General features: G+C 60.3%; 20 protein-coding genes. 12 read left to right on the forward strand and 8 right to left on the reverse strand.

Annotated elements, in window-relative coordinates:
* Window positions 1–259: 259 nt before the first annotated feature.
* Genes LVY75_07605 through ccoN form a run of 5 tightly spaced genes read right to left on the reverse strand, consistent with a single transcriptional unit; the run spans window position 260 to window position 3,849 of the window.
* Complete coding sequence (locus LVY75_07605) at window positions 260–445, reverse strand: hypothetical protein (protein XAZ19993.1); 186 nt, start codon at window positions 443–445, stop codon at window positions 260–262.
* A 12-nt stretch (window positions 446–457) separates the two neighbouring features.
* Window positions 458–1,321 (reverse strand): cytochrome-c oxidase, cbb3-type subunit III, encoded by an 864-nt coding sequence (gene ccoP, locus LVY75_07610; protein ID XAZ19994.1) that lies wholly within the window; start codon window positions 1,319–1,321, stop codon window positions 458–460.
* A 1-nt stretch (window position 1,322) separates the two neighbouring features.
* Window positions 1,323–1,475, reverse strand: coding sequence for a cbb3-type cytochrome c oxidase subunit 3 (locus LVY75_07615; GenBank protein XAZ19995.1), 153 nt, complete (start codon window positions 1,473–1,475; stop codon window positions 1,323–1,325).
* An 8-nt stretch (window positions 1,476–1,483) separates the two neighbouring features.
* Window positions 1,484–2,218 (reverse strand): cytochrome-c oxidase, cbb3-type subunit II, encoded by a 735-nt coding sequence (gene ccoO / locus LVY75_07620; GenBank protein XAZ19996.1) that lies wholly within the window; start codon window positions 2,216–2,218, stop codon window positions 1,484–1,486.
* Window positions 2,219–2,226: 8 nt separating this feature from the next.
* Window positions 2,227–3,849, reverse strand: coding sequence for a cytochrome-c oxidase, cbb3-type subunit I (gene ccoN, locus LVY75_07625; GenBank protein ID XAZ19997.1), 1,623 nt, complete (start codon window positions 3,847–3,849; stop codon window positions 2,227–2,229).
* A 233-nt stretch (window positions 3,850–4,082) separates the two neighbouring features.
* Between ccoN and LVY75_07630 the strand changes: the two genes are divergently transcribed.
* The 5 genes from LVY75_07630 to LVY75_07650 all read left to right on the forward strand — a co-directional run bounded on the left by LVY75_07630 (window position 4,083) and on the right by LVY75_07650 (window position 9,713).
* Window positions 4,083–4,811 (forward strand): helix-turn-helix domain-containing protein, encoded by a 729-nt coding sequence (locus tag LVY75_07630; GenBank protein XAZ19998.1) that lies wholly within the window; start codon window positions 4,083–4,085, stop codon window positions 4,809–4,811.
* Window positions 4,812–4,828: 17 nt separating this feature from the next.
* Window positions 4,829–6,754: a PAS domain S-box protein gene (locus tag LVY75_07635; GenBank protein ID XAZ19999.1), complete on the forward strand. Its 1,926-nt coding sequence runs from the start codon at window positions 4,829–4,831 to the stop codon at window positions 6,752–6,754.
* Between the two features lie 319 nt (window positions 6,755–7,073).
* Window positions 7,074–7,526, forward strand: coding sequence for a pseudoazurin (locus LVY75_07640; protein XAZ20000.1), 453 nt, complete (start codon window positions 7,074–7,076; stop codon window positions 7,524–7,526).
* Window positions 7,527–7,583: 57 nt separating this feature from the next.
* Window positions 7,584–8,111, forward strand: a complete 528-nt coding sequence (locus tag LVY75_07645; GenBank protein ID XAZ20001.1) for a DUF1775 domain-containing protein — start codon at window positions 7,584–7,586, stop codon at window positions 8,109–8,111.
* A 12-nt stretch (window positions 8,112–8,123) separates the two neighbouring features.
* The gene (locus LVY75_07650; protein XAZ20002.1) at window positions 8,124–9,713 is read left to right on the forward strand and encodes a copper resistance protein CopC/CopD; all 1,590 of its coding nucleotides are present in this window, start codon (window positions 8,124–8,126) and stop codon (window positions 9,711–9,713) included.
* A gap of 18 nt (window positions 9,714–9,731) precedes the next feature.
* Here LVY75_07650 and LVY75_07655 read toward each other — a convergent pair whose 3' ends face one another.
* Together LVY75_07655 and LVY75_07660 are read right to left on the reverse strand one after the other, a co-directional pair.
* The gene (locus tag LVY75_07655; protein XAZ20003.1) at window positions 9,732–10,190 is read right to left on the reverse strand and encodes a hypothetical protein; all 459 of its coding nucleotides are present in this window, start codon (window positions 10,188–10,190) and stop codon (window positions 9,732–9,734) included.
* A gap of 3 nt (window positions 10,191–10,193) precedes the next feature.
* The gene (locus tag LVY75_07660) at window positions 10,194–10,349 is read right to left on the reverse strand and encodes a hypothetical protein (protein ID XAZ20004.1); all 156 of its coding nucleotides are present in this window, start codon (window positions 10,347–10,349) and stop codon (window positions 10,194–10,196) included.
* Between the two features lie 161 nt (window positions 10,350–10,510).
* On the opposite strand from LVY75_07660, the gene LVY75_07665 reads away from it, so the two are divergent.
* From LVY75_07665 to LVY75_07690, 6 genes are all read left to right on the forward strand, one after another.
* Window positions 10,511–11,053 carry a cytochrome c oxidase subunit 3 gene (locus LVY75_07665; GenBank protein ID XAZ20005.1) on the forward strand — a complete coding sequence of 181 codons (543 nt, stop codon included), beginning with the start codon at window positions 10,511–10,513 and terminating at the stop codon, window positions 11,051–11,053.
* Window positions 11,050–11,331 (forward strand): cytochrome C oxidase subunit IV family protein, encoded by a 282-nt coding sequence (locus tag LVY75_07670; GenBank protein XAZ20006.1) that lies wholly within the window; start codon window positions 11,050–11,052, stop codon window positions 11,329–11,331. Before LVY75_07665 ends, LVY75_07670 begins: the two co-directional genes overlap by 4 nt.
* Before the next feature lie 206 nt (window positions 11,332–11,537).
* Complete coding sequence (locus LVY75_07675; protein ID XAZ20007.1) at window positions 11,538–11,990, forward strand: cytochrome c; 453 nt, start codon at window positions 11,538–11,540, stop codon at window positions 11,988–11,990.
* A gap of 18 nt (window positions 11,991–12,008) precedes the next feature.
* Entirely contained in the window at window positions 12,009–13,349 is a 1,341-nt protein-coding gene (locus LVY75_07680; GenBank protein ID XAZ20008.1) for a cbb3-type cytochrome c oxidase subunit I, read from the forward strand.
* A 27-nt stretch (window positions 13,350–13,376) separates the two neighbouring features.
* Entirely contained in the window at window positions 13,377–14,189 is an 813-nt protein-coding gene (locus tag LVY75_07685; protein ID XAZ20009.1) for a CbbQ/NirQ/NorQ/GpvN family protein, read from the forward strand.
* A 7-nt stretch (window positions 14,190–14,196) separates the two neighbouring features.
* Window positions 14,197–16,083: a VWA domain-containing protein gene (locus LVY75_07690; protein ID XAZ20010.1), complete on the forward strand. Its 1,887-nt coding sequence runs from the start codon at window positions 14,197–14,199 to the stop codon at window positions 16,081–16,083.
* 158 nt (window positions 16,084–16,241) lie between these two features.
* On the opposite strand, the gene hemN is transcribed toward LVY75_07690, so the two are convergent.
* A complete protein-coding gene (gene hemN / locus LVY75_07695) occupies window positions 16,242–17,594 on the reverse strand; it encodes an oxygen-independent coproporphyrinogen III oxidase (GenBank protein ID XAZ20011.1) in 1,353 nt (450 codons plus the stop codon).
* A gap of 259 nt (window positions 17,595–17,853) precedes the next feature.
* Here hemN and LVY75_07700 point away from each other — a divergent pair, with 259 nt between their 5' ends.
* Window positions 17,854–18,138, forward strand: a complete 285-nt coding sequence (locus tag LVY75_07700) for a DUF2249 domain-containing protein (GenBank protein ID XAZ20012.1) — start codon at window positions 17,854–17,856, stop codon at window positions 18,136–18,138.
* Window positions 18,139–18,144: the final 6 nt, after the last annotated feature.

Raw genomic sequence — 18,144 nt, forward strand, 5'->3', positions numbered from 1 at the left:
GGCCTGTTCCGATTTGTGACTGCCCTTCTCCTCCGTTTCCAGCTGACCATCCTTGATTCATATCAAGAACGTGGTTTGCACGGCACATACGCTGCGCAGGCAGGATGCGGCCCTGAAAGAGCCCGGCAATCGACAGGCATAGGCGGTTGCGTCCGATCGCTCCTTGCGCTTGGTCAAAGAAAAAGGGCCGCGCCCGGGAGAGAGGGCACGGCCTGGAGGACAACGGGGAGAAGCCGCTGGGACGTCCTCGTTTGCAGATTTAGCGGCTGGTCGGGTTGTGATCTTTGAGGCAGATCAAACTTACGATCGAACTGCCGATCTTTGCGGGATCTTCCTGTTCGCAGGACGGTGGTGCGGACCTTGCCCGCATCGACACACGCGAGCGGATCACCGCACGCGGGGTGCCATAGAGTTCAAGGAGCGCATTATGGTCATGGTTCGTCATCGTGCAGGTTCCTTATTGGCCGCCGCCGAGCGAGTGGACGAAGACGGTGAGCTCCTTGACGGTCGTGTCTCCAAGGCGCGCGGACCAGGCCGGCATGACGCCATGTTTTGGAGCTGCTACCTGTCTGATGATGGCGTCCTCACCCCTGCCCTTCAGCCAGATGGCATCGGCAAGATCCGGTGCGCCCATCTCCGCCTTGCCCCTGGCATCCTCGCCGTGACAGGCCGCACAATTGTCCAGGAATACCTGCTTGCCGGGTTCCACAAGCCCTTCGTCGGATGGCTTGTTCGTCAGGCTCCATACATAGGCTGCGACCTGGCGGATCTGATCCTTGTCGATCATGTCTGCGAAAGCAGGCATTTCGGAGACATGCGTGTCCGTGTCGCCGTCGAAGCGGATGCCATGGGCGATCGTCGTCTGGATGGAATCAAGGTCACCACCCCAGAGCCAATCGTCGTCGTTGAGGTTCGGGAAACCGGGTCCACCGCTCGCACCGGAACCGTGGCACGGCGCGCAATTCACCTTGAAGGCGGAGGCGCCGCCGGCGATCGCGAATTCGCGAAGCGCCGGGTCGGCATCGATTTCCTGGACGGTCTTGGCGGCGATCATGTCGTGAAACTTCGTCTGCGAGGCCTTGGCCAGATCAAGTTCTTGCTGCAGTTCGGCGCGGCTCGAAAAGCCGAAATAGCCTTTGGTGGCTGATGTGATCATGGGAATGGCCGGATAGGCGATCGCATAGCCTATTGCCCACAGGATCGTCGCATAGAAGGTCCAGACCCACCACCGTGGCATTGGATTGTTCAATTCACGGATCCCGTCCCATTCATGGCCAGTGGTTTCGACGCCGCTGATTTCATCGATATGTTTTTCCGACATCTCAATCGTCCTTCAAAGGAATATTGGCGGCATCCTTGGCGGCCTGTTTGCCGCCGGGACGGAGCGTGAAAATCACCGCTCCGATAAAGAAGACCGTCATTGCCAGCAGGCCCCAGCTGTCGGCGAAGTGCCGCATTGCGGTGTAGGTTTCCATGTTTCACCTCATCGGTAGCCGGTGGCGTCGTCATAGGTCGAGAAGTCGACGAGCGTGCCGAGCATCTGCAGGTAGGCCACAAGGGCATCCATCTCGGTGAGCTTCTTGGGATCGCCGTCGAAGTCGCCGACCTTGGCCTTGGGATATCGCGCGAGAAGCGCCGTCGTATCGGCGTTCGGGTCGGCCTGCATCTTCATGTCCGCCTCCGCATTGGCGATCATGTCGTCGCTATAGGGTACGCCGACATCAACATTCGCTTTCAGGTCCATGCCGACGTCCTTGACGGTGATCTCGTGCTCCTTGAGGAAGGCATAGCTCGGCATGATCGATTCCGGCACGACGGCCCTCGGGTTTGACAAGTGCTGGACATGCCACTCGTTGGAATAGCGGCCACCCACGCGCGCGAGATCCGGGCCCGTGCGTTTCGAGCCCCATTGAAAGGGGTGATCGTACATGGATTCGGCTGCCAACGAGTAATGGCCGTAGCGCTCCACCTCGTCGCGGAACGGCCTGATCATCTGGCTATGGCAAAGATAGCAGCCCTCACGGATATAGATGTTGCGGCCAGCCAGTTCGAGCGGCGTATAGGGACGCATCCCCTCCACCTTCTCGATCGTGTTCTGCAGGTAGAACAGCGGGGCGATTTCGACGATACCGCCAATGCTGACGACGAGCAGCGAGCCGACCAGAAGGAGGGTCGCGTTTTTCTCGAGGATCTGATGTTTGTCCAGAATTGATGCCATGTGTCACCTCACTCGGCAGCCTGTGCCTGCGGCACATAGGCAGTAGGATTTTCGGCTTCGTCGCGCTGATGGCCCCGAATTGTCATGAAGACGTTCCAGGCCATCACGAGACCGCCGGCGAGGTAGAGACCACCGCCAAGCGTGCGCAATACGTAGTATGGGAACATCGCCGCCACGGTCTCGGCGAAGGAGTAGACGAGGAAGCCCTGGGAATTATATTCGCGCCACATCAGGCCCTGCTGGATCCCGGCGACCCACAGGACCGCCGCATAGACGACGATGCCGAGCGTTGCGAGCCAGAAGTGCCAGTTGACCATGCGCAGGCTGTAGAGGCGTTCGCGGCCCCAGAGCTTCGGCGTCATGTAATAGATCGCGCCGAAGGTGATCATGCCGACCCAGCCGAGCGCACCCGAATGCACGTGACCGATGGTCCACTCGGTGTAGTGGCTTAGCGAGTTCACCGTTTTGATCGACATCATCGGGCCTTCGAAGGTCGACATGCCGTAAAAGGCGATGGCGACGATCATCATGCGGATAATAGGATCGGTACGGATCTTGTCCCAGGCGCCCGACAGCGTCATCAGACCATTGATCATGCCGCCCCAGGAGGGCATCCAGAGCATGACCGAGAAGACCATGCCCAGCGTCTGCGCCCAGTCCGGGAGCGCGGTGTAGTGCAGGTGATGCGGCCCGGCCCAGATATACATGAAGATCAGCGCCCAGAAGTGGATGATCGACAGCCGGTAGGAATAGACGGGGCGGTTCGCCTGCTTGGGCACGAAATAATACATCATCCCGAGGAAACCGGCCGTCAGGAAGAAACCGACGGCGTTGTGGCCGTACCACCATTGCGTCAGGGCGTCCTGAACCCCCGAAAACAGCGAGTAGCTCTTCGAGCCGAGGAAGGAAACCGGCACGGCAAGATTGTTGACGACGTGCAGCATCGCGATCGTCACGATGAAACCGAGATAAAACCAGTTCGCCACATAGATATGCGGCTCCTTGCGCTTCAGTATGGTGCCGAGGAAGACGGCGAGATAGGCGACCCAGACGATCGTCAGCCACAGGTCGACATACCATTCAGGCTCGGCATATTCGCGCGCCTGATTGATGCCGAGGACATAGCCTGTCGCCGCCATGACGATGAAGAGCTGATAGCCCCAGAAGACGAACCAGGCGAGGCTGCCGCCAAAGAGGCGCGCATGACAGGTGCGCTGGACGACGTAGAAGGACGTCATGATCAGCGCATTGCCGCCGAAGGCGAAGATCACCGCCGAGGTGTGGACGGGCCGGAGCCTGCCGAAATTCAGATAGGGAGCGAAATTGAGATCGGGGAACGCCAATTGCGCCGCAATGACGACGCCAACGAGGAAACCGACGACGCCCCAGAACACGGTGGCGATCAAGCCATAGCGGATGACCTCGTCGAAATAACCCGTTGGGTCCGCTTTCGGCAGCCGCCCTGCCGGCGAGAAATCCACGTTTCTGACGAGAAGTAGCGTTCCCGCAAAAAGGCAGAAGCTCAATATCCCCATGTGGATTGAAAATAGATGGTCGTGGGCGAAAGCAGCGCCAAGCAATGCCAGGAATGCTCCCACGGCGACCACCATGGTTTCCGTAGTATAGTTCATGATGACGTCCCCAGTGCGCAGACGACCACAGCGCGGTCGCCTTTCTCGTACTTTGAGGAACGACTGTCATGGAGACCCCGTCTGTTCCTTGATCCAGGTCAACGAAGGCGTAGCTTTGCCCGTTGTTACAGACTGTTACAGGGTCTTACCCTTTGGCACCGTCTGCTCATTCCGCTGTGACCGAACGCCTTTCTATTGGCCTCACATTCAATCAGGGCACGGGGATCATTGGGATGTTGATGCAGGGCCAGCAGGCATTCGAGAACGTCGATCTTGGCGTAAAGGCGGTTCAGGGCAATTCGTTGTCGTCGCTTTTCCAGATGTCGGCGATCGAAACGGTCGAGGCGGGAAAGGCGATCTGCTGGGAGGGTGATGCCGCACGGCATCTGTTCCAGATCACCGAAGGCGTCGTTCGGCTTCATCGCATCATCGGCGACGGGCGCCGGGTCATCACCGCCTTTCACTTCGCCGGCGATGTCGTCGGCTCTTTCCTGCAGGGCGATTTCCTGTTTACCGCCGAAGCCGTGACGGATTGCAAGATTCGCCGCCTCTCGCGCAAACAGTTCCAGGAAGAGATCGAGCGTTCCGAGCTTCTGCGGCCGGCCTATATCAGCCTGCTCTGCAGGGAGACCGCGTCGGCCCACGACCAGCTCGTGCTCCTGTCCAGGAAAAATGCCGAGGAACGCCTGTGCACCTTTCTCATGAAGCTTGCGACCCGTGATGGCGAAACGCTCCATCAGGGGCTGCTCGAGGTGCCGATGAGCCGGCAGGACATCGCCGATTATCTCGGCCTGACCATCGAAACCGTTTCGCGCTCGATCAGCAAGCTCGCCCAGAGGAAGATCGTCATTCCGGACGGCCGGCACAATCTGCGCATCGTCAATCTGGCCCGCCTCGCCCAGTTGTCGGGCAACGTGGATGATTTTTCGGACAGAACCTGCCATAGGGGTAGCGTCCACTGACTCCGGAACGAATGTCTATGCCTCACCGTCTGATCTCGCCGCGCATCGCATCGCCCCAGGAACTGGACGCGCTCGTACATGTGCTCGACGGGGCCGACATCATCGTGCACCGGCTCGAAGGCACGATCACCCATTGGTCGATCGGCAGCGAGAACATGTATGGCTGGTCTCGTGAAGAGGCCGTGGGCGAATCCGTCTATACTTTGCTCGATGCGCGCTTTCCCGAGCCTATGGACACCATACGCGCGCATCTGACGACGCGGGGCTTCTGGCAAGGCGAGGTCGTTCATCGTCACAAGAACGGTCGCGACATGTACGTGACGACACGCTGCGTTCTCGTCAATCTTCCAGACGGCGATCCCGTCGTCATCGAGGCAAACAGCGATATCAGTGCCCTGCGCAAGGCGGAAGAGGCTGTGCTGGCGCGCGAGGCACACCTGTCATCAATCCTCGAGACAGTACCCGATGCGATGGTTGTCATCGACCAGAACGGCAATGTCATGTCGTTCAGCAAAGCGGCTGAGATGCTCTTCGGCTTCAGCTCTGAAGAAATCTGCGGCCAGAACGTCAAAAAGCTGATGCCCGAACCCTATCGCGCAGCCCATGACGGATATATCGACCATTACATGCAGACGGGCGAGAAGCGGATCATCGGTTACGGTCGCGTCGTAACGGGCCAGCGCGCTGACGGCACCCAGTTCCCGATGGAACTTCACGTCGGCGAGGCAACGGCAAATGGCGAACGGATCTTCACCGGCTTCGTTCGCGATCTGACCAGCAGGTTCAAGATCGAGGAGGACCTTCGCCAGGCCCAAAAGATGGAAGCCGTGGGTCAGTTGACCGGCGGGCTGGCGCACGACTTCAACAATCTCCTCACCGTCATCAGCGGCAATCTGGAAATGATCGAGGACAAGCTCCCGTCAGGCCCGCTGCGCGACATGCTGCAGGAAGCGCAGGATGCCGCGGCCGACGGCGCAAAGCTCACCGGACAATTGCTGGCCTTCGGAAGACGTCAACCGTTGAACCCGAAGCAGGCCGATCTCGGCCGACTCGTCACCGGCTTTTCCGACCTGTTGCGAAGGACGCTCGGTGAAAACATCAAATTGTCAACGGTCCTTTCGGGATCCGATTTCAACGTGCTGGTCGACAGTTCCCAGTTGCAGAACGCGATCCTCAACATCGCTCTGAACGCGCGCGACGCCATGCCGAAAGGCGGCACTCTGACCACCGAGGTTTCGCGTGTGCAGCTCGATGCGGACTACGCGAAAATGTATCCGGAAGTTCGCAGCGGCAATTTCGTCCTCGTCTCCATGAGCGATACCGGGGACGGCATGACCGAAGAGGTCAAGAAGCGTGCGATCGAGCCCTTCTTCACCACCAAGGAAGTCGGATCGGGAACCGGACTGGGCCTCAGCATGGTCTACGGCTTCGTCAAGCAATCGGGCGGCCACCTGCAAATCTACAGCGAGGTCGGTCGCGGCTCGACGATCCGTATCTACCTGCCCGCGCTTTCGAGCGCCGGCGCAAGGGATGAAGCGACGGCTGGCGGCAAGGCCGAAGCGGCACTGCCGGGTGGCGATGAACGCATTCTCGTAGTCGAGGATGATTCACGCGTCCGCAGGGTTGCGGTCGCCAGATTGGCCGGGATGGGATATTCGGTGATCGAGGCGGATAACGGCCGCCGCGCCCTTCAATTGCTCAAGGACCAGCCCGACGTCGCGCTTTTGTTCACCGACATCGTTATGCCCGGAGGCATGACCGGCGACGAGCTGGCAAGGGCTGCCCGTGTGGAACGGCCACACCTCGCTGTACTCTTCACCTCGGGATATTCCGAGCCAGCACTGGCGGCAAACGAGGTCATCACCGGAGCGCAATGGCTTCGAAAGCCGTACACTGCGCGTGACCTTGCCCTGAAGATACGCGAGCTCATCGACGCCCGGTGAGGCGGACGCGCGTAAACTCTCTCAAAAACCCAGCAACCTGCTCGCCCACCGGGACCCCCGACGGCTCCACTCGCGTTGGCCCTGAAGTCAGCCTTCCAGCAGTTGGGAGGATGCCCAACGGTCAGGAGATTGATGCCGTCGTCAGCGATGATCTGCGGCCGCTCAAACGTTCTGTTACCTGTCGTCGAAAACACACCGGGGAGAGCCGCCGGTCGCTGAATTGGCACAGCCAATTTGACGGGCATCAAAGAGTGAGCCGCCTGCATGTCCTAAACCCTAGCCGAGGCCAAGGTCGGCCCCGAACGATAGGAGAAATGCAATGCGTCTGAATTTTGGACTGATCGCTGCCACAGCGGTTCTGATGGCATCGGCAGCGCCGCTCATGGCCGCCGACCATCAGATCCAGATGCTCAACAAGGGCGCTGACGGCGCGATGGTCTTCGAGCCGGGATTCGTCAAGATCGCTCCCGGCGACACGGTTACCTTCGTGCCCACCGACAAGAGCCACAATGCCGAGACCTACAAGGGCCTTATTCCGGATGGGGCTGCGGAGTTCAAATCCAAGGCGAGCGAGCAGTACCAGGCCAAATTCGACGTGCCCGGCGCCTATGTCATCAAGTGCACACCGCATGCAGGCATGGGCATGGTGGCGCTGATCCAGGTTGGCGACAACCCCACCAACCTCGAAGTCATCAAGACTGCCAAGCTTCCGAACATGGTGCGTAAGCGCCTTGACGCCGATCTCGCACAGATCGCGCAGGTCACCCAATAACGCAGGCGATCACAGGTGGCGCGCGATGCGCCCCACCTGCGGACCAGGAGACATGTGATGATCAGACACTTGGCCCTCACCGTGGCGGGCATGTTTTGCATTGCCGGATCGGCGCAGGCCCATATCACTCTCGAGCAGACCGAAGCGGTATCCGGCAAGGCCTACAAGGCCGTGCTGCGCGTGGGCCACGGCTGCGAAGGCAAGGCAACCGTCAGGATCCGGGTAAAAATCCCCGAAGGATTGCTGTCTGCCAAACCGATGCCGAAGGCGGGCTGGACGGTGGCAAAAATCCGCGGAACCTACGAAAAGAGCTATGATCTCTACGGCAAGCCGGTCAAGGAAGGCCTGACCGAGATCGTATGGCAGGGCGGCCAGCTTGCCGACGACGAATATGATGAATTCGCGTTCCGCGCCACCGTGGCGAAGGAACTGCCGGCAGCGACACGGATTTACGTCCCTGTCGTCCAGGAATGCACCGAAGGCGCGGTCGAGCGCTGGATTGACATTCCCGCTGCAGGCAAGACGTCGGATGATTATGAGACGCCGGCGCCGTTTTTCGACGTCGTCGTTCAGCCGCGTTCCTGAGATGGGTCGCCCATGGCGTGGAATTTTCCCCTATGGGCCACCCTTTGCATGCTCGCGCGTGTCGCGGGGCTGTTTCTTCTGCTGGCAGCCGGGGCAGACGCCCATGCTGTCCTGATCGCATCATCGCCCGCGAATAATGATATTCTTGCCGCCGCGCCGGAAAAAATCCTGTTGCGCTTCAACGAAGCCGTCAGGGTCGTTCGCTTCAGCGTGGCCGCAGGCGATGGCGTTGCCAGAGAGATTTCAGCGAGCTCTACGGGCGCCGAAGTCGAAGCGCCCCTTCCCCGCCCGCTTGCAGAAGGCACAGTGATCTTCAGCTACAGGGTGGTCTCTGAGGACGGCCATCCGGTCGGCGGATCCGTCGTCTTTCATGTCGGCAAACCCTCGGCCCCCGCCAGCAGTGTTTCCGATAGACCGTCGAAGGCGTTGCATGGCGCCCTCTGGCTCGTCACCATCGGTTCGACACTCGGTCTCGCCATCATTGTCGGCGGCTCCTTTTTTAATTGCTGGCTTTCTCCGGCAGGCAGGCGCGCGGAATCTCCCGCCCTCGCTGCGGTAGCAATCGTGTTTATCCTGGCGGGGCTTTATCTTCAGGGACTGGACGACATTGGCCTAGGCCCTGGCTGGGCCGGATTAGAGCCGTTTGCCCAGGCTTTTTCCGACAGAACGGGGATCGCCCAATGCCTCAAGCTGGTGGCAATTGTGCTTGCTCTTTTGCCGTTTGTCCGTCGTCCGCAGTCCGCACGCATAGTCTCGGCTACCGCACTTGCCGTTGCCTCACTCGCCTTCGCGCTGACCGGCCACAGTTCGATTGCGCAACCGCGCTTCATCGCACTGGCGTCAATCCTCCTGCATGCCGCTATCTTGATTTTCTGGATCGGAAGCCTGCTGCCACTGCTGCGTCTCAGCCGATCTGCTGACGATCAGCATTCGCTGCGCTTCTTCTCTCGCCTGATACCGGTCCCCTTCGTCCTTATGTTGCTGGCGGGACTTGTGCTTGCCGTGATGGAAATACCCCGCATCGACATCGCATGGTCGTCGCTGTTTGCGCGCGTGCTGGCCGTCAAGATAGCCCTCGTTGCGGTCCTCTGCGGGGTCGCCCTCTACAATCGTTTCTGGCTGACTGCTCCGGCGCTGGCGGGAGAGGCTGTCGCCCGGCGCAGACTGCGCTTGAGCATTGGCGGCGAGATCGGGCTTGCGCTTTTGATCGTCGCTGCCGCCTCGCTATGGCGTTTCGCCGGTCCTGAACAATATCAATACGCGTATGCCAAACCGCCCGTGTCACTCCATCTCCATGGGCAGAAGGCAATGGCGGAACTCGAAATGTCGCCGCAGCCTGACGGTATGGTCGATGTCCGCGTTTCGATCCTGACACCGGAATTCGATCCGATGCAGCCACGAAGCGTATCTCTGGGCCTAAGGAACAGCTTGCGAGGGATCGAGCCTCTCAAATACGGACTGACAAATGCTGCCGATGGCACATGGGCCGTGAGAAACCTGCCGCTTTCAGATACTGCGGGCTGGAGCGTGGACCTTCAGGTCCTGATCGACGACTTCAACCTCGTCCATCTCGAAGGCGACCTTCCGGCAGGAGCCGAATAGACCACAGGTATGCCTCAATCACGCCACGTCGAGCTCGACCCTGGATGCCGCGTCTATCCGTCTGATGATTTGACGCTGGGCAGCGATATGCCGACGCAAGCCAGAGAAGAACGATCTGAGCAGGTAGTTGACAGCGTCGAAAGACAGCGAGCAGCGGCGACCTTGTAACGCCTGCAGCACCTCCACAACATCCTCCCCCGACTCCAGATTGACCCGTCGACCAGCCTCGAGGTGGTTCTCCGTCTCGGATCGCTCGCTGCCGCTCATGATCGCTCCCAGCCAGTCGGAACCGATCTGTTCCTCCAGTCGATGACTGGTCAGAAGCAGAGGAAGGAGCCCGTCGGCGACCGCGCCGCAGAGCCGCTCATTGACGCGACATGGCAGGAAATCAGCGATCGCCTCAAGAAGATCGCACCAGGACAGGAGCTCGCCGTAACGCGCTTCAAGCTCGTGAAATGCCGATGTCGGGCGGTTCATCGCTTACCTCTGGAGAAAAAGGCTTGCGGCGATAGCGATCGCGGCAATGACCGCAGTCACGACACCTGTCCGTTGCAGCACGCCCATCCGGTAAAGCATGATCGCGAAGATCACGATGACAGGTGTTGCTATCGAAAGTCCGATTTGCGCGTCGCTCATAAGGTCTCCTTTGCGACCGCAACATAGCTAGCCGCAACGATCGCTTCTTTGAGATCGGTCAAAGAAAGTTCTCGCCTGGCGAGCGGCCTGTCCGCGGGGGACGCGTAGCTGTTTGCGGTTTCACAAAGACGAGCACTCAGCCTCGTCATAGGCTTGGGAACATGACCTCGATGATCTCAAGCCGCGAGACACGCGATACTGATAATGGCGATCTGCTGGTATGGATCCTTGCCTGGAGCGAGCTGGTCGCCTTCGGGGCGCTGCTCACGGCCTTCGTCGTCGCCTCCGTGCTGCATCCGGAAACATTTGCAGCCGGCAAAGCAAGGCTTGATCATGCCTTGCCGATCGCCAACACGATCGTGCTTCTCGCAAGCGGCTGGCTTGCCGCCAAGGCAGCCGAACAGGGCGCAATCTCCCGCCGGCGTTTGATGCTGCTTGCGGCGGCACTGGGCGGGGTCGTTTTCGGCGGGCTCAAAGGCCTGGAATATGCATTCGAAGGCGCGTCCCTTCTGTCCGGCGATCCCTTCTCGCAGCTCTATCTTCTCATCACCGGGTTTCACCTGACGCATGTGGCGTTCGGATCGATGATCCTCGTCCTCGTGGCAATTTTTCCGACGCGGGAAAATGTCCACCTGATCACCACGCTCTGGCATGTGATCGACATCGTCTGGCTCGTCATGTTTCCGGTGATCTATCTCCTATGAAGCACTCCGGTCGTCCGAACTGCTCGCGCGCTTTGCTGCTGCTCTTTGCTCTGACAGGCTCGACGTTCATCCTGACACACGCTCTGCCGGATAGCGTACCTCCGGTTCTGGTCGCTGTGACGATCGCTGTCATTGCCGTCACCAAGGTCCGGCTCGTTGTGCTGGATTTTCTCGGACTTCGTGGAACTCAGACGTCCTTGATCGCGGCCTTGTGGTCCTGGGCGGCATTCGTGCTGTTGATCGCGGTCACGCGCGCCGCCTTGCAACTGTCCGTCTGACATTTCGCTCTGCTCTTCAAAAAAGCTCCCCGCGTGAGTGCCGACTGTCCGCGGCGTGCAGCTTCTCCGGCATGCCGCACATTCGTCGGCTTGCTTGCGAATGAGCAAAGAGCTCCCGGTCGAATTCCGCCATTCCCTTCCAGCGAGCCCGCTGGCTCGATTTCCGACGTCACGGCGGCACCGCCACTGACATGAAAGGATGATCGATGGCTGAACGCCTGACAAAAACCGCGGCCCGAAACGTGTTCTACGGCGGGTCGGCATTTTTCTTCGCCATATTCGTGGGCCTGACGGCCCACAGTCACTACTACATCCGCACGGTTTCCACCAATGAGGCCACGCTGACGGAAGGCGTCGCCCGCGGGAAACACATCTGGGAAAAGAACGCCTGCATCAACTGCCACACCCTTGATGGCGAAGGCGCCTATTTCGCGCCGGAACTGTCGAATGTCTGGATCCGCTGGGGTGGCGACAAGGATCCGGCGAATGCCCGCGAGGCGCTCCACGCGTGGATGGCGGCGCAACCCTCCGGCATCGAGGGTCGACGGCAGATGCCGCAGTTCAACCTGACGGACCAGGAGGTCAATGACCTCGCCGATTTCCTCGAATGGGTCAGCAAGACCAACACTCAGAACTGGCCCCCGAACCAGGCCGGCTGACAGCGAGAGGCTATAGAAATGAAGTACAAGACCCAGAGCGTCGCAATGCTCTACTTTTACGGAGCTCTCGGCCTGTTCATGGCCCAGCTCCTGTTCGGCGTGCTCGCCGGCACCATCTACGTGCTGCCCAATACGCTATCCGTCGAACTGCCCTTCAACATCGTGCGCATGATCCACACCAATGCGCTGATCGTCTGGCTGCTTATGGGCTTCATGGGGACGACCTATTTCCTGCTGCCGGAGGAATGCGAAACCGAGCTCTACAGCACCAAGATCGCAATCGCGCAGTTCTGGATCTTTCTGATTGCGGCGGCAGTCGCCGTTGTCGGCTATCTCTTCCATATTCATGAGGGCCGCGAGTTCCTGGAACAGCCCTTCGCGATCAAGGTCGGGATCGTGATCGTGGCGCTGATGTTCCTCTTCAACGTCACCATGACCGCGCTCAAGGGACGAAAGACGACAATCACCAACATCCTGCTCTTCGGCTTATGGGGTGTCGCGATCTTCTTCCTCTTCGCCTTCTACAACCCCGTCAATCTGGCGCTCGACAAGATGTACTGGTGGTATGTCGTCCATCTGTGGGTCGAGGGCGTCTGGGAACTGATCATGGCGTCGGTGCTCGCCTTCCTGATGATCAAGCTGAACGGCATCGACCGGGAAGTGGTGGAGAAGTGGCTCTACGTCATCATCGGACTGGCGCTTTTTTCCGGCATCCTCGGCACCGGCCACCATTATTACTGGATCGGCGCCCCTGGCTACTGGCAGTGGATCGGATCGCTTTTCTCGACGCTCGAAGTGGCGCCCTTCTTCACCATGGTCGTATTCACCTTCGTCATGACCTGGCGCGCCGGCCGTAAGCACGAAAACAAAGCCGCCCTCCTCTGGTCGATCGGTTGCTCGGTCATGGCCTTCTTTGGGGCAGGCGTCTGGGGTTTCCTGCACACGCTGTCGTCGGTCAACTATTATACCCATGGCACGCAGGTCACCGCAGCTCATGGGCATCTGGCCTTCTTCGGCGCCTATGTGATGCTCAATCTCGCAGCGATGGCCTATGCCGTCCCACAGATCCGCGGCCGCGCGCCCTATAATCAATGGCTGTCGATCGCCAGTTTCTGGATCATGTGCACCGCAATGTCGGTCATGACCTTCGCGCTCACATTCGCTGGCATCATCCAGGTGCACCTGCAGCGGGTTCTCGGCCAGTCCTACATGGACGTCCAGGATCAGCTCGCCCTCTTCTACTGGGTGAGACTCGGCTCCGGCATCTTCGTATTCATCAGCGCCCTGATGTTCATCTGGTCGGTGCTCGTTCCCGGACGGACGCGCGTCGCAGGCCCAGTCGTTCAGCCCGCCGAATGAGGCGGGCCATTTTCCTGGAGAACAAAGATGACAATAGCCTTCAACCACCCGCTCAATCCTGATGTGGAGATACCGCACTACGCGCCTCAGGGGAACGAATGCGCACTCTTCGAACACGCCTGGACGCGACAGCTCCCGATCCTGCTGAAAGGACCGACCGGCTGCGGCAAGACACGCTTCGTGCAGCACATGGCCGCCCGTCTCGGCCTGCCTTTATCGACAGTCTCCTGCCACGACGACCTCACGGCTGCCGACCTCACCGGCCGATACCTCCTCAAGGGCGGCGAAACGGTCTGGATGGATGGCCCGTTAACCAAGGCCGTTCGGGACGGCGGTATCTGCTACCTCGATGAAATCGTCGAGGCGCGCAAGGACGTGACGGTAGTTCTCCATCCGTTGACGGACGACCGCCGCATCCTTCCGCTGGAGCGGACCGGCGAAGTCCTGGAAGCCGGTCCCGGATTCATGGTCGTCGTCTCCTATAATCCCGGCTACCAGAACCTGATGAAAGCGCTGAAGCCCAGTACGCGTCAGCGCTTCGTCTCGATCGAATTCGATTTCCTGCCGCGCGAGCGGGAAATCGCCACAGTGTCCCTGGAAAGCGGCCTTGCCGAGGGCAAGGTTGCACCGCTCGTCGAACTTGCCCGGCGCCTGCGCGCGCTCAAGGGCCAGGATCTGGAGGAAGGCGTTTCAACCCGCCTGCTGATCTACTGTGCTTCGCTTATCGACGCCGGCCTGCCGACGATCGACGCCGTGCGGGCGGCCATCATCGAGCCGCTGACAGACGAGCCGGACGTCAAGGCCGCCCTCGTCGAGGTCGCCAGGGCCGCGATCGGATAGGTGAAACATGCTGGAATTTCTGGAACTCGAAGAGACGGTGGGCCGCGCCTGGCATCGGTTGGTCGGCGATACCAGTTCATGGCCACACCATCCGGCTGCGGCCGTTCACCTTGCCGAGCTCAGACAGCAGCTCGCCGTCTGCTTCAGGGCCTTCGGCGGGGACGCCACCCTGCAGATCCAGAGGGCCCGGCAGAAAACCTCGATGCACAGGCTGCGGCTCAGACAAGTCATCGGCCTCGGCGAGGAGAGATCGGACCACCCGACCTGGGACGGCACGGCGATCCACCTGCCGGCGGCTATCGATCTTTTCGACGATCGTTCGCTCAATCGGGATCTTTACTTCTGGCTGGCCGCCTATGTGGCGACCGCGCCGTCCGCTTTGTCCCCTGCCGATCCGGCTCTCGCCGATCTCTGGCGGATCGAAACGGGCCGGGAAAATTCCGCCCTGATCATCCAGAGATTCCCAGGAATGGCGGCACGCTATGTGCGGCTCACCCGGGCGCTGCTTGGCTGCCGCAGGCGCGGAACGCTTCCTCAGGCCGAACGGTGGATCGAGGAATTCGCGCAACTGGCACTCACCGTTCCCTTGCATCATTCCCTTCCCGACGCCGTCCGCCCAAAGGTAACCGCCGCCCCTGCCGGCTATCTGCCTATGCTGCCTTTGCCGATCTGGCCGGATTTCAGGGGCCGCAGTGAGACGAACTCGTCAGAGCGCGATGACCTTCCGTCGGATCAGGCGGGTAACGACCAACAGGCGCGGCCATCGCATGAGGCAACACGCAAACGCGACGCCGACGATCGCAAGCGCGATCCCTTCATTTTGAACCGCTTCGAGAAAATCCTCGCCATGGCGGAAATGGTCAACGTCGATCGCCCAAGCGACGACAGCGAGGAGAACGATCCGGCGGCGGCCGATGAACTTGAGGAGATCGCACTCAGCGAAACGCGCGAACGGCCGAAGTCCAAATTTCACTTCGACCTGGACCTCTCCCCGGAAGCCGCCGACCCGGCGACGATAGACGGCGAATTCACCTATCCGGAATGGGATTTCCGGAAGAGCCAATACCTTGCCGACCACTGCCGCGTGGTGATCGGCTCACCCTCCGACAAGACAGATCAGGCAATCGTCAGCGACGCCGCACTCGTGCGCAAGGTCAGGCGCCAGTTCGAGACGCTGCGCCCGAAGCGGGAACTGCGAAGGGCACAACTGGACGGAGATCAGATCGATCTCGAAGCGGCCATCCGCTCCCGCATCGACTTCATCGCCACCGGCCAGTCGGATGATCGCATCTACGGATGCGCCCGCCCTGCCAGCCACGAGCTTGCGACCTCAATCCTCGTCGATGTCTCACTGTCGACGGACTCTTGGGTCGACAATCGCAGGGTTCTCGACGTGGAAATGCAGGCGCTCGACGTCCTTGCCCGCGGCCTGCAATCCTGCGGCGACCGCTTTGCCATCAAGACTTTCACGTCGCGTCGGCGCGACTGGGTTCGCGTCGAGACTATCAAGGATTTCGAAGAGACATTCTCAGCCAGGACCGCCAGTCGCATCGCAAGCCTCAGACCCGGTTACTACACGCGCATGGGAGCGGCCATCCGGCATACATCCAGGCAGCTGGAGAGCGACGGCGCAAGAAAGAAGCTGCTGCTTATTCTGACGGACGGCAAACCCAACGACGTCGATCACTACGAGGGTCGCTTTGCCCTCGAAGACAGCCGCAAGGCCGTCATGGAGGCACGGACGAAAGGACAAGCGGTCTTCGCCGTCACGGTCGACCGCAGCGCCGGCGACTATCTCCCGGCGATCTTCGGCAGATCCGGCTTTGCACTCGTCTCGAACATCTCGAAATTGCCGAGCGCACTGCCGGCGATCTACCGGAACTTGACGGCATAGCGAGGCGAAAGCCGAGCCACCCCCTTTCGCACATCGAAAACCAGGCGGAATTGTCTCCAGCCTGGTTTTTCGTTCTATTGGGGGTGAGGAGTAAACGGCAGGAATATTGCCATCGGCCCCCTACCGCTTGTCAAAACGCGTCGACGGTCAGCCGGCGATCATGCCGCCTTGCTGTGCGTCCGGCCGAACGAGCCGAAATAGGCGTCGAAGGCCGCCGCGACGGCGCGGACCATGAAGCGATGCTCCTTCGAGACGGTGATGCGGCCATTCTCGATCGTCACCACACCATCCGACGCAAGGCTGTCTAGCCGGTCGTTCCGCTCGAGGAGAAAGCCGGCATCGTAGCCGGCCTCCGCGCCAAGCTTTGCGAGATCGACCTTGAAGTCGCACATCAGCCGTTCGATCACCCTGGCGCGAAATTTGTCCTCGTCGGTCAGCCCATAGCCCTTGGCCGTCGCGAGAATTCCGGAAGCGATCCGCTCGGCATAGCGACCAAGAGCGACATGGTTCTGGACGTAGCCTTCAGGCAGCCGGCCGATCGCCGAAGCGCCGAGCCCGATCAAGGTTTCACATTCATCGGTCGTGTAGCCCTGGAAGTTCCGCCGCAGGCTTCCCGAAAGAGAGGCGACGGCGAGCTGATCGTCGGGCAACCCGAAATGGTCGAGGCCGACACGAACATATCCGGCGCTCTCCAGCTCCCTGGCAATCGCCTCGGCCTGCTCGTTGCGTTGCGTTGCATCAGGCAGTGCGGCTTCGTCGATCAGCCGCTGATGCTTCTTGAAGGCCGGCACATGGGCATATCCGAAAACGGCGAAACGCTCCGGTCGCAACTCGACCGCCGTCCTCACCGTTTCAATACAGGATTGGATGGTCTGATACGGAAGTCCGTAGATGAGATCGAAATTGATGCTCGTCACACCATAGCCTCGTAGCCCCGTCACGGCGGCTTGGGTCTGCTCGAAGCTCTGTATCCGGTTGATCGCCTTTTGGACCACCGGGTCGAAGCTCTGGACGCCAAGACTTGCGCGGTCGACGCCGTTCTCGCCGAGAGCGGCAATCATTGCACCCGATAGCGTCCGCGGATCGATCTCCACCGCAACGCTGCAGTCGCTGGTAAACTGGAATGCGCTCTTGAGCTTGTCCATTAGGCTTGTAAATTCGTCGGGCTTCATGATTGTCGGCGTGCCGCCACCGAAATGAACGTTCTTGACCGGAACCTCGTTTCGAGCTGCCTGCGATACGAGTTCGATCTCCTGGCTCAGAACGTCGAGATATTCCAGCACGGGCGCATCCTGGCGCGTGATCGTCGTGTGGCAGCCGCAATACCAGCACATGGAGCGACAGAAGGGGACGTGCAGATAGACGGAGACAGGTCCGGCAGCTGCGACCTCTGCGAGACCGTGCGCATATTGCTCCGGCCCGACGGCTGGCGAAAACGCAGGCGCGGTCGGATAGCTGGTGTAACGCGGCAGGCGGGCCTCGCCATATTTGGCGACCAGGGCATCGGACATTTCGGCTTCCTTCATGAGACAATCATGATGTTCATAGGCCGACGAAGGGGCAGGCTTCCTTGTCCTGGATCAACAACGACCCGTGTAAAGTTGACAATAGCAAGTTCGGCGGTGGCCAGCGTCGAGGACAACCAACAATCGCCCGGCTGTTTGCTCACTGTCAAAGTCGCCTGACCCGCATCCGGCTATCTTCCGCCTCGACACAGGATGCGTCGCGGTCCGGTCATCAGTTATCCCGCGGCAGAAGGAAACAGCCATAATGACAGATGCGCCAGCCACGCAGACCGCGATTGCGCATATCGACGTCCGGATCCTGCCACCCGTCGAGCGCCATCCACGGATCTTCGGCACGCTGAACTCGCTGACACCGGGCCAGAGCCTCCACATTACCAGCGACCACGAACCTCGTCCGCTGCAGTACCAGCTCGACACTGCCCTTCCCGGAAAATTCGCCTGGGAATATCTGGAACAGGGACCGGATGTCTGGCGCGTGGAGATCACCCGCCTCGATGCGGGTTGCGACTGCTGCTGCGGCAGCCACTAGCACCGG

Source organism: Sinorhizobium sp. B11, from assembly GCA_039725955.1.
Taxonomy (GTDB): Bacteria; Pseudomonadota; Alphaproteobacteria; order Rhizobiales; family Rhizobiaceae; genus Rhizobium.

Bases quoted from the DNA above. Each gene is read 5' to 3' on its own strand.
- hemN (XAZ20011.1), bottom strand. From the start codon at position 17,594: ATGTCCGATGCCCTGGTCGCCAAATATGGCGAGGCCCGCCTGCCGCGT.
- LVY75_07660 (XAZ20004.1), bottom strand. From the start codon at position 10,349: ATGAGCGACGCGCAAATCGGACTTTCGATAGCAACACCTGTCATCGTG.
- ccoN (XAZ19997.1), bottom strand. From the start codon at position 3,849: ATGAACTATACTACGGAAACCATGGTGGTCGCCGTGGGAGCATTCCTG.
- LVY75_07665 (XAZ20005.1), top strand. From the start codon at position 10,511: ATGACCTCGATGATCTCAAGCCGCGAGACACGCGATACTGATAATGGC.
- LVY75_07670 (XAZ20006.1), top strand. From the start codon at position 11,050: ATGAAGCACTCCGGTCGTCCGAACTGCTCGCGCGCTTTGCTGCTGCTC.
- LVY75_07685 (XAZ20009.1), top strand. From the start codon at position 13,377: ATGACAATAGCCTTCAACCACCCGCTCAATCCTGATGTGGAGATACCG.
- LVY75_07630 (XAZ19998.1), top strand. From the start codon at position 4,083: ATGTTGATGCAGGGCCAGCAGGCATTCGAGAACGTCGATCTTGGCGTA.
- LVY75_07680 (XAZ20008.1), top strand. From the start codon at position 12,009: ATGAAGTACAAGACCCAGAGCGTCGCAATGCTCTACTTTTACGGAGCT.
- LVY75_07655 (XAZ20003.1), bottom strand. From the start codon at position 10,190: ATGAACCGCCCGACATCGGCATTTCACGAGCTTGAAGCGCGTTACGGC.
- LVY75_07615 (XAZ19995.1), bottom strand. From the start codon at position 1,475: ATGGAAACCTACACCGCAATGCGGCACTTCGCCGACAGCTGGGGCCTG.
- LVY75_07650 (XAZ20002.1), top strand. From the start codon at position 8,124: ATGGCGTGGAATTTTCCCCTATGGGCCACCCTTTGCATGCTCGCGCGT.
- LVY75_07675 (XAZ20007.1), top strand. From the start codon at position 11,538: ATGGCTGAACGCCTGACAAAAACCGCGGCCCGAAACGTGTTCTACGGC.
- ccoO (XAZ19996.1), bottom strand. From the start codon at position 2,218: ATGGCATCAATTCTGGACAAACATCAGATCCTCGAGAAAAACGCGACC.
- LVY75_07640 (XAZ20000.1), top strand. From the start codon at position 7,074: ATGCGTCTGAATTTTGGACTGATCGCTGCCACAGCGGTTCTGATGGCA.
- LVY75_07700 (XAZ20012.1), top strand. From the start codon at position 17,854: ATGACAGATGCGCCAGCCACGCAGACCGCGATTGCGCATATCGACGTC.
- ccoP (XAZ19994.1), bottom strand. From the start codon at position 1,321: ATGTCGGAAAAACATATCGATGAAATCAGCGGCGTCGAAACCACTGGC.
- LVY75_07645 (XAZ20001.1), top strand. From the start codon at position 7,584: ATGATCAGACACTTGGCCCTCACCGTGGCGGGCATGTTTTGCATTGCC.
- LVY75_07690 (XAZ20010.1), top strand. From the start codon at position 14,197: ATGCTGGAATTTCTGGAACTCGAAGAGACGGTGGGCCGCGCCTGGCAT.
- LVY75_07635 (XAZ19999.1), top strand. From the start codon at position 4,829: ATGCCTCACCGTCTGATCTCGCCGCGCATCGCATCGCCCCAGGAACTG.
- LVY75_07605 (XAZ19993.1), bottom strand. From the start codon at position 445: ATGACGAACCATGACCATAATGCGCTCCTTGAACTCTATGGCACCCCG.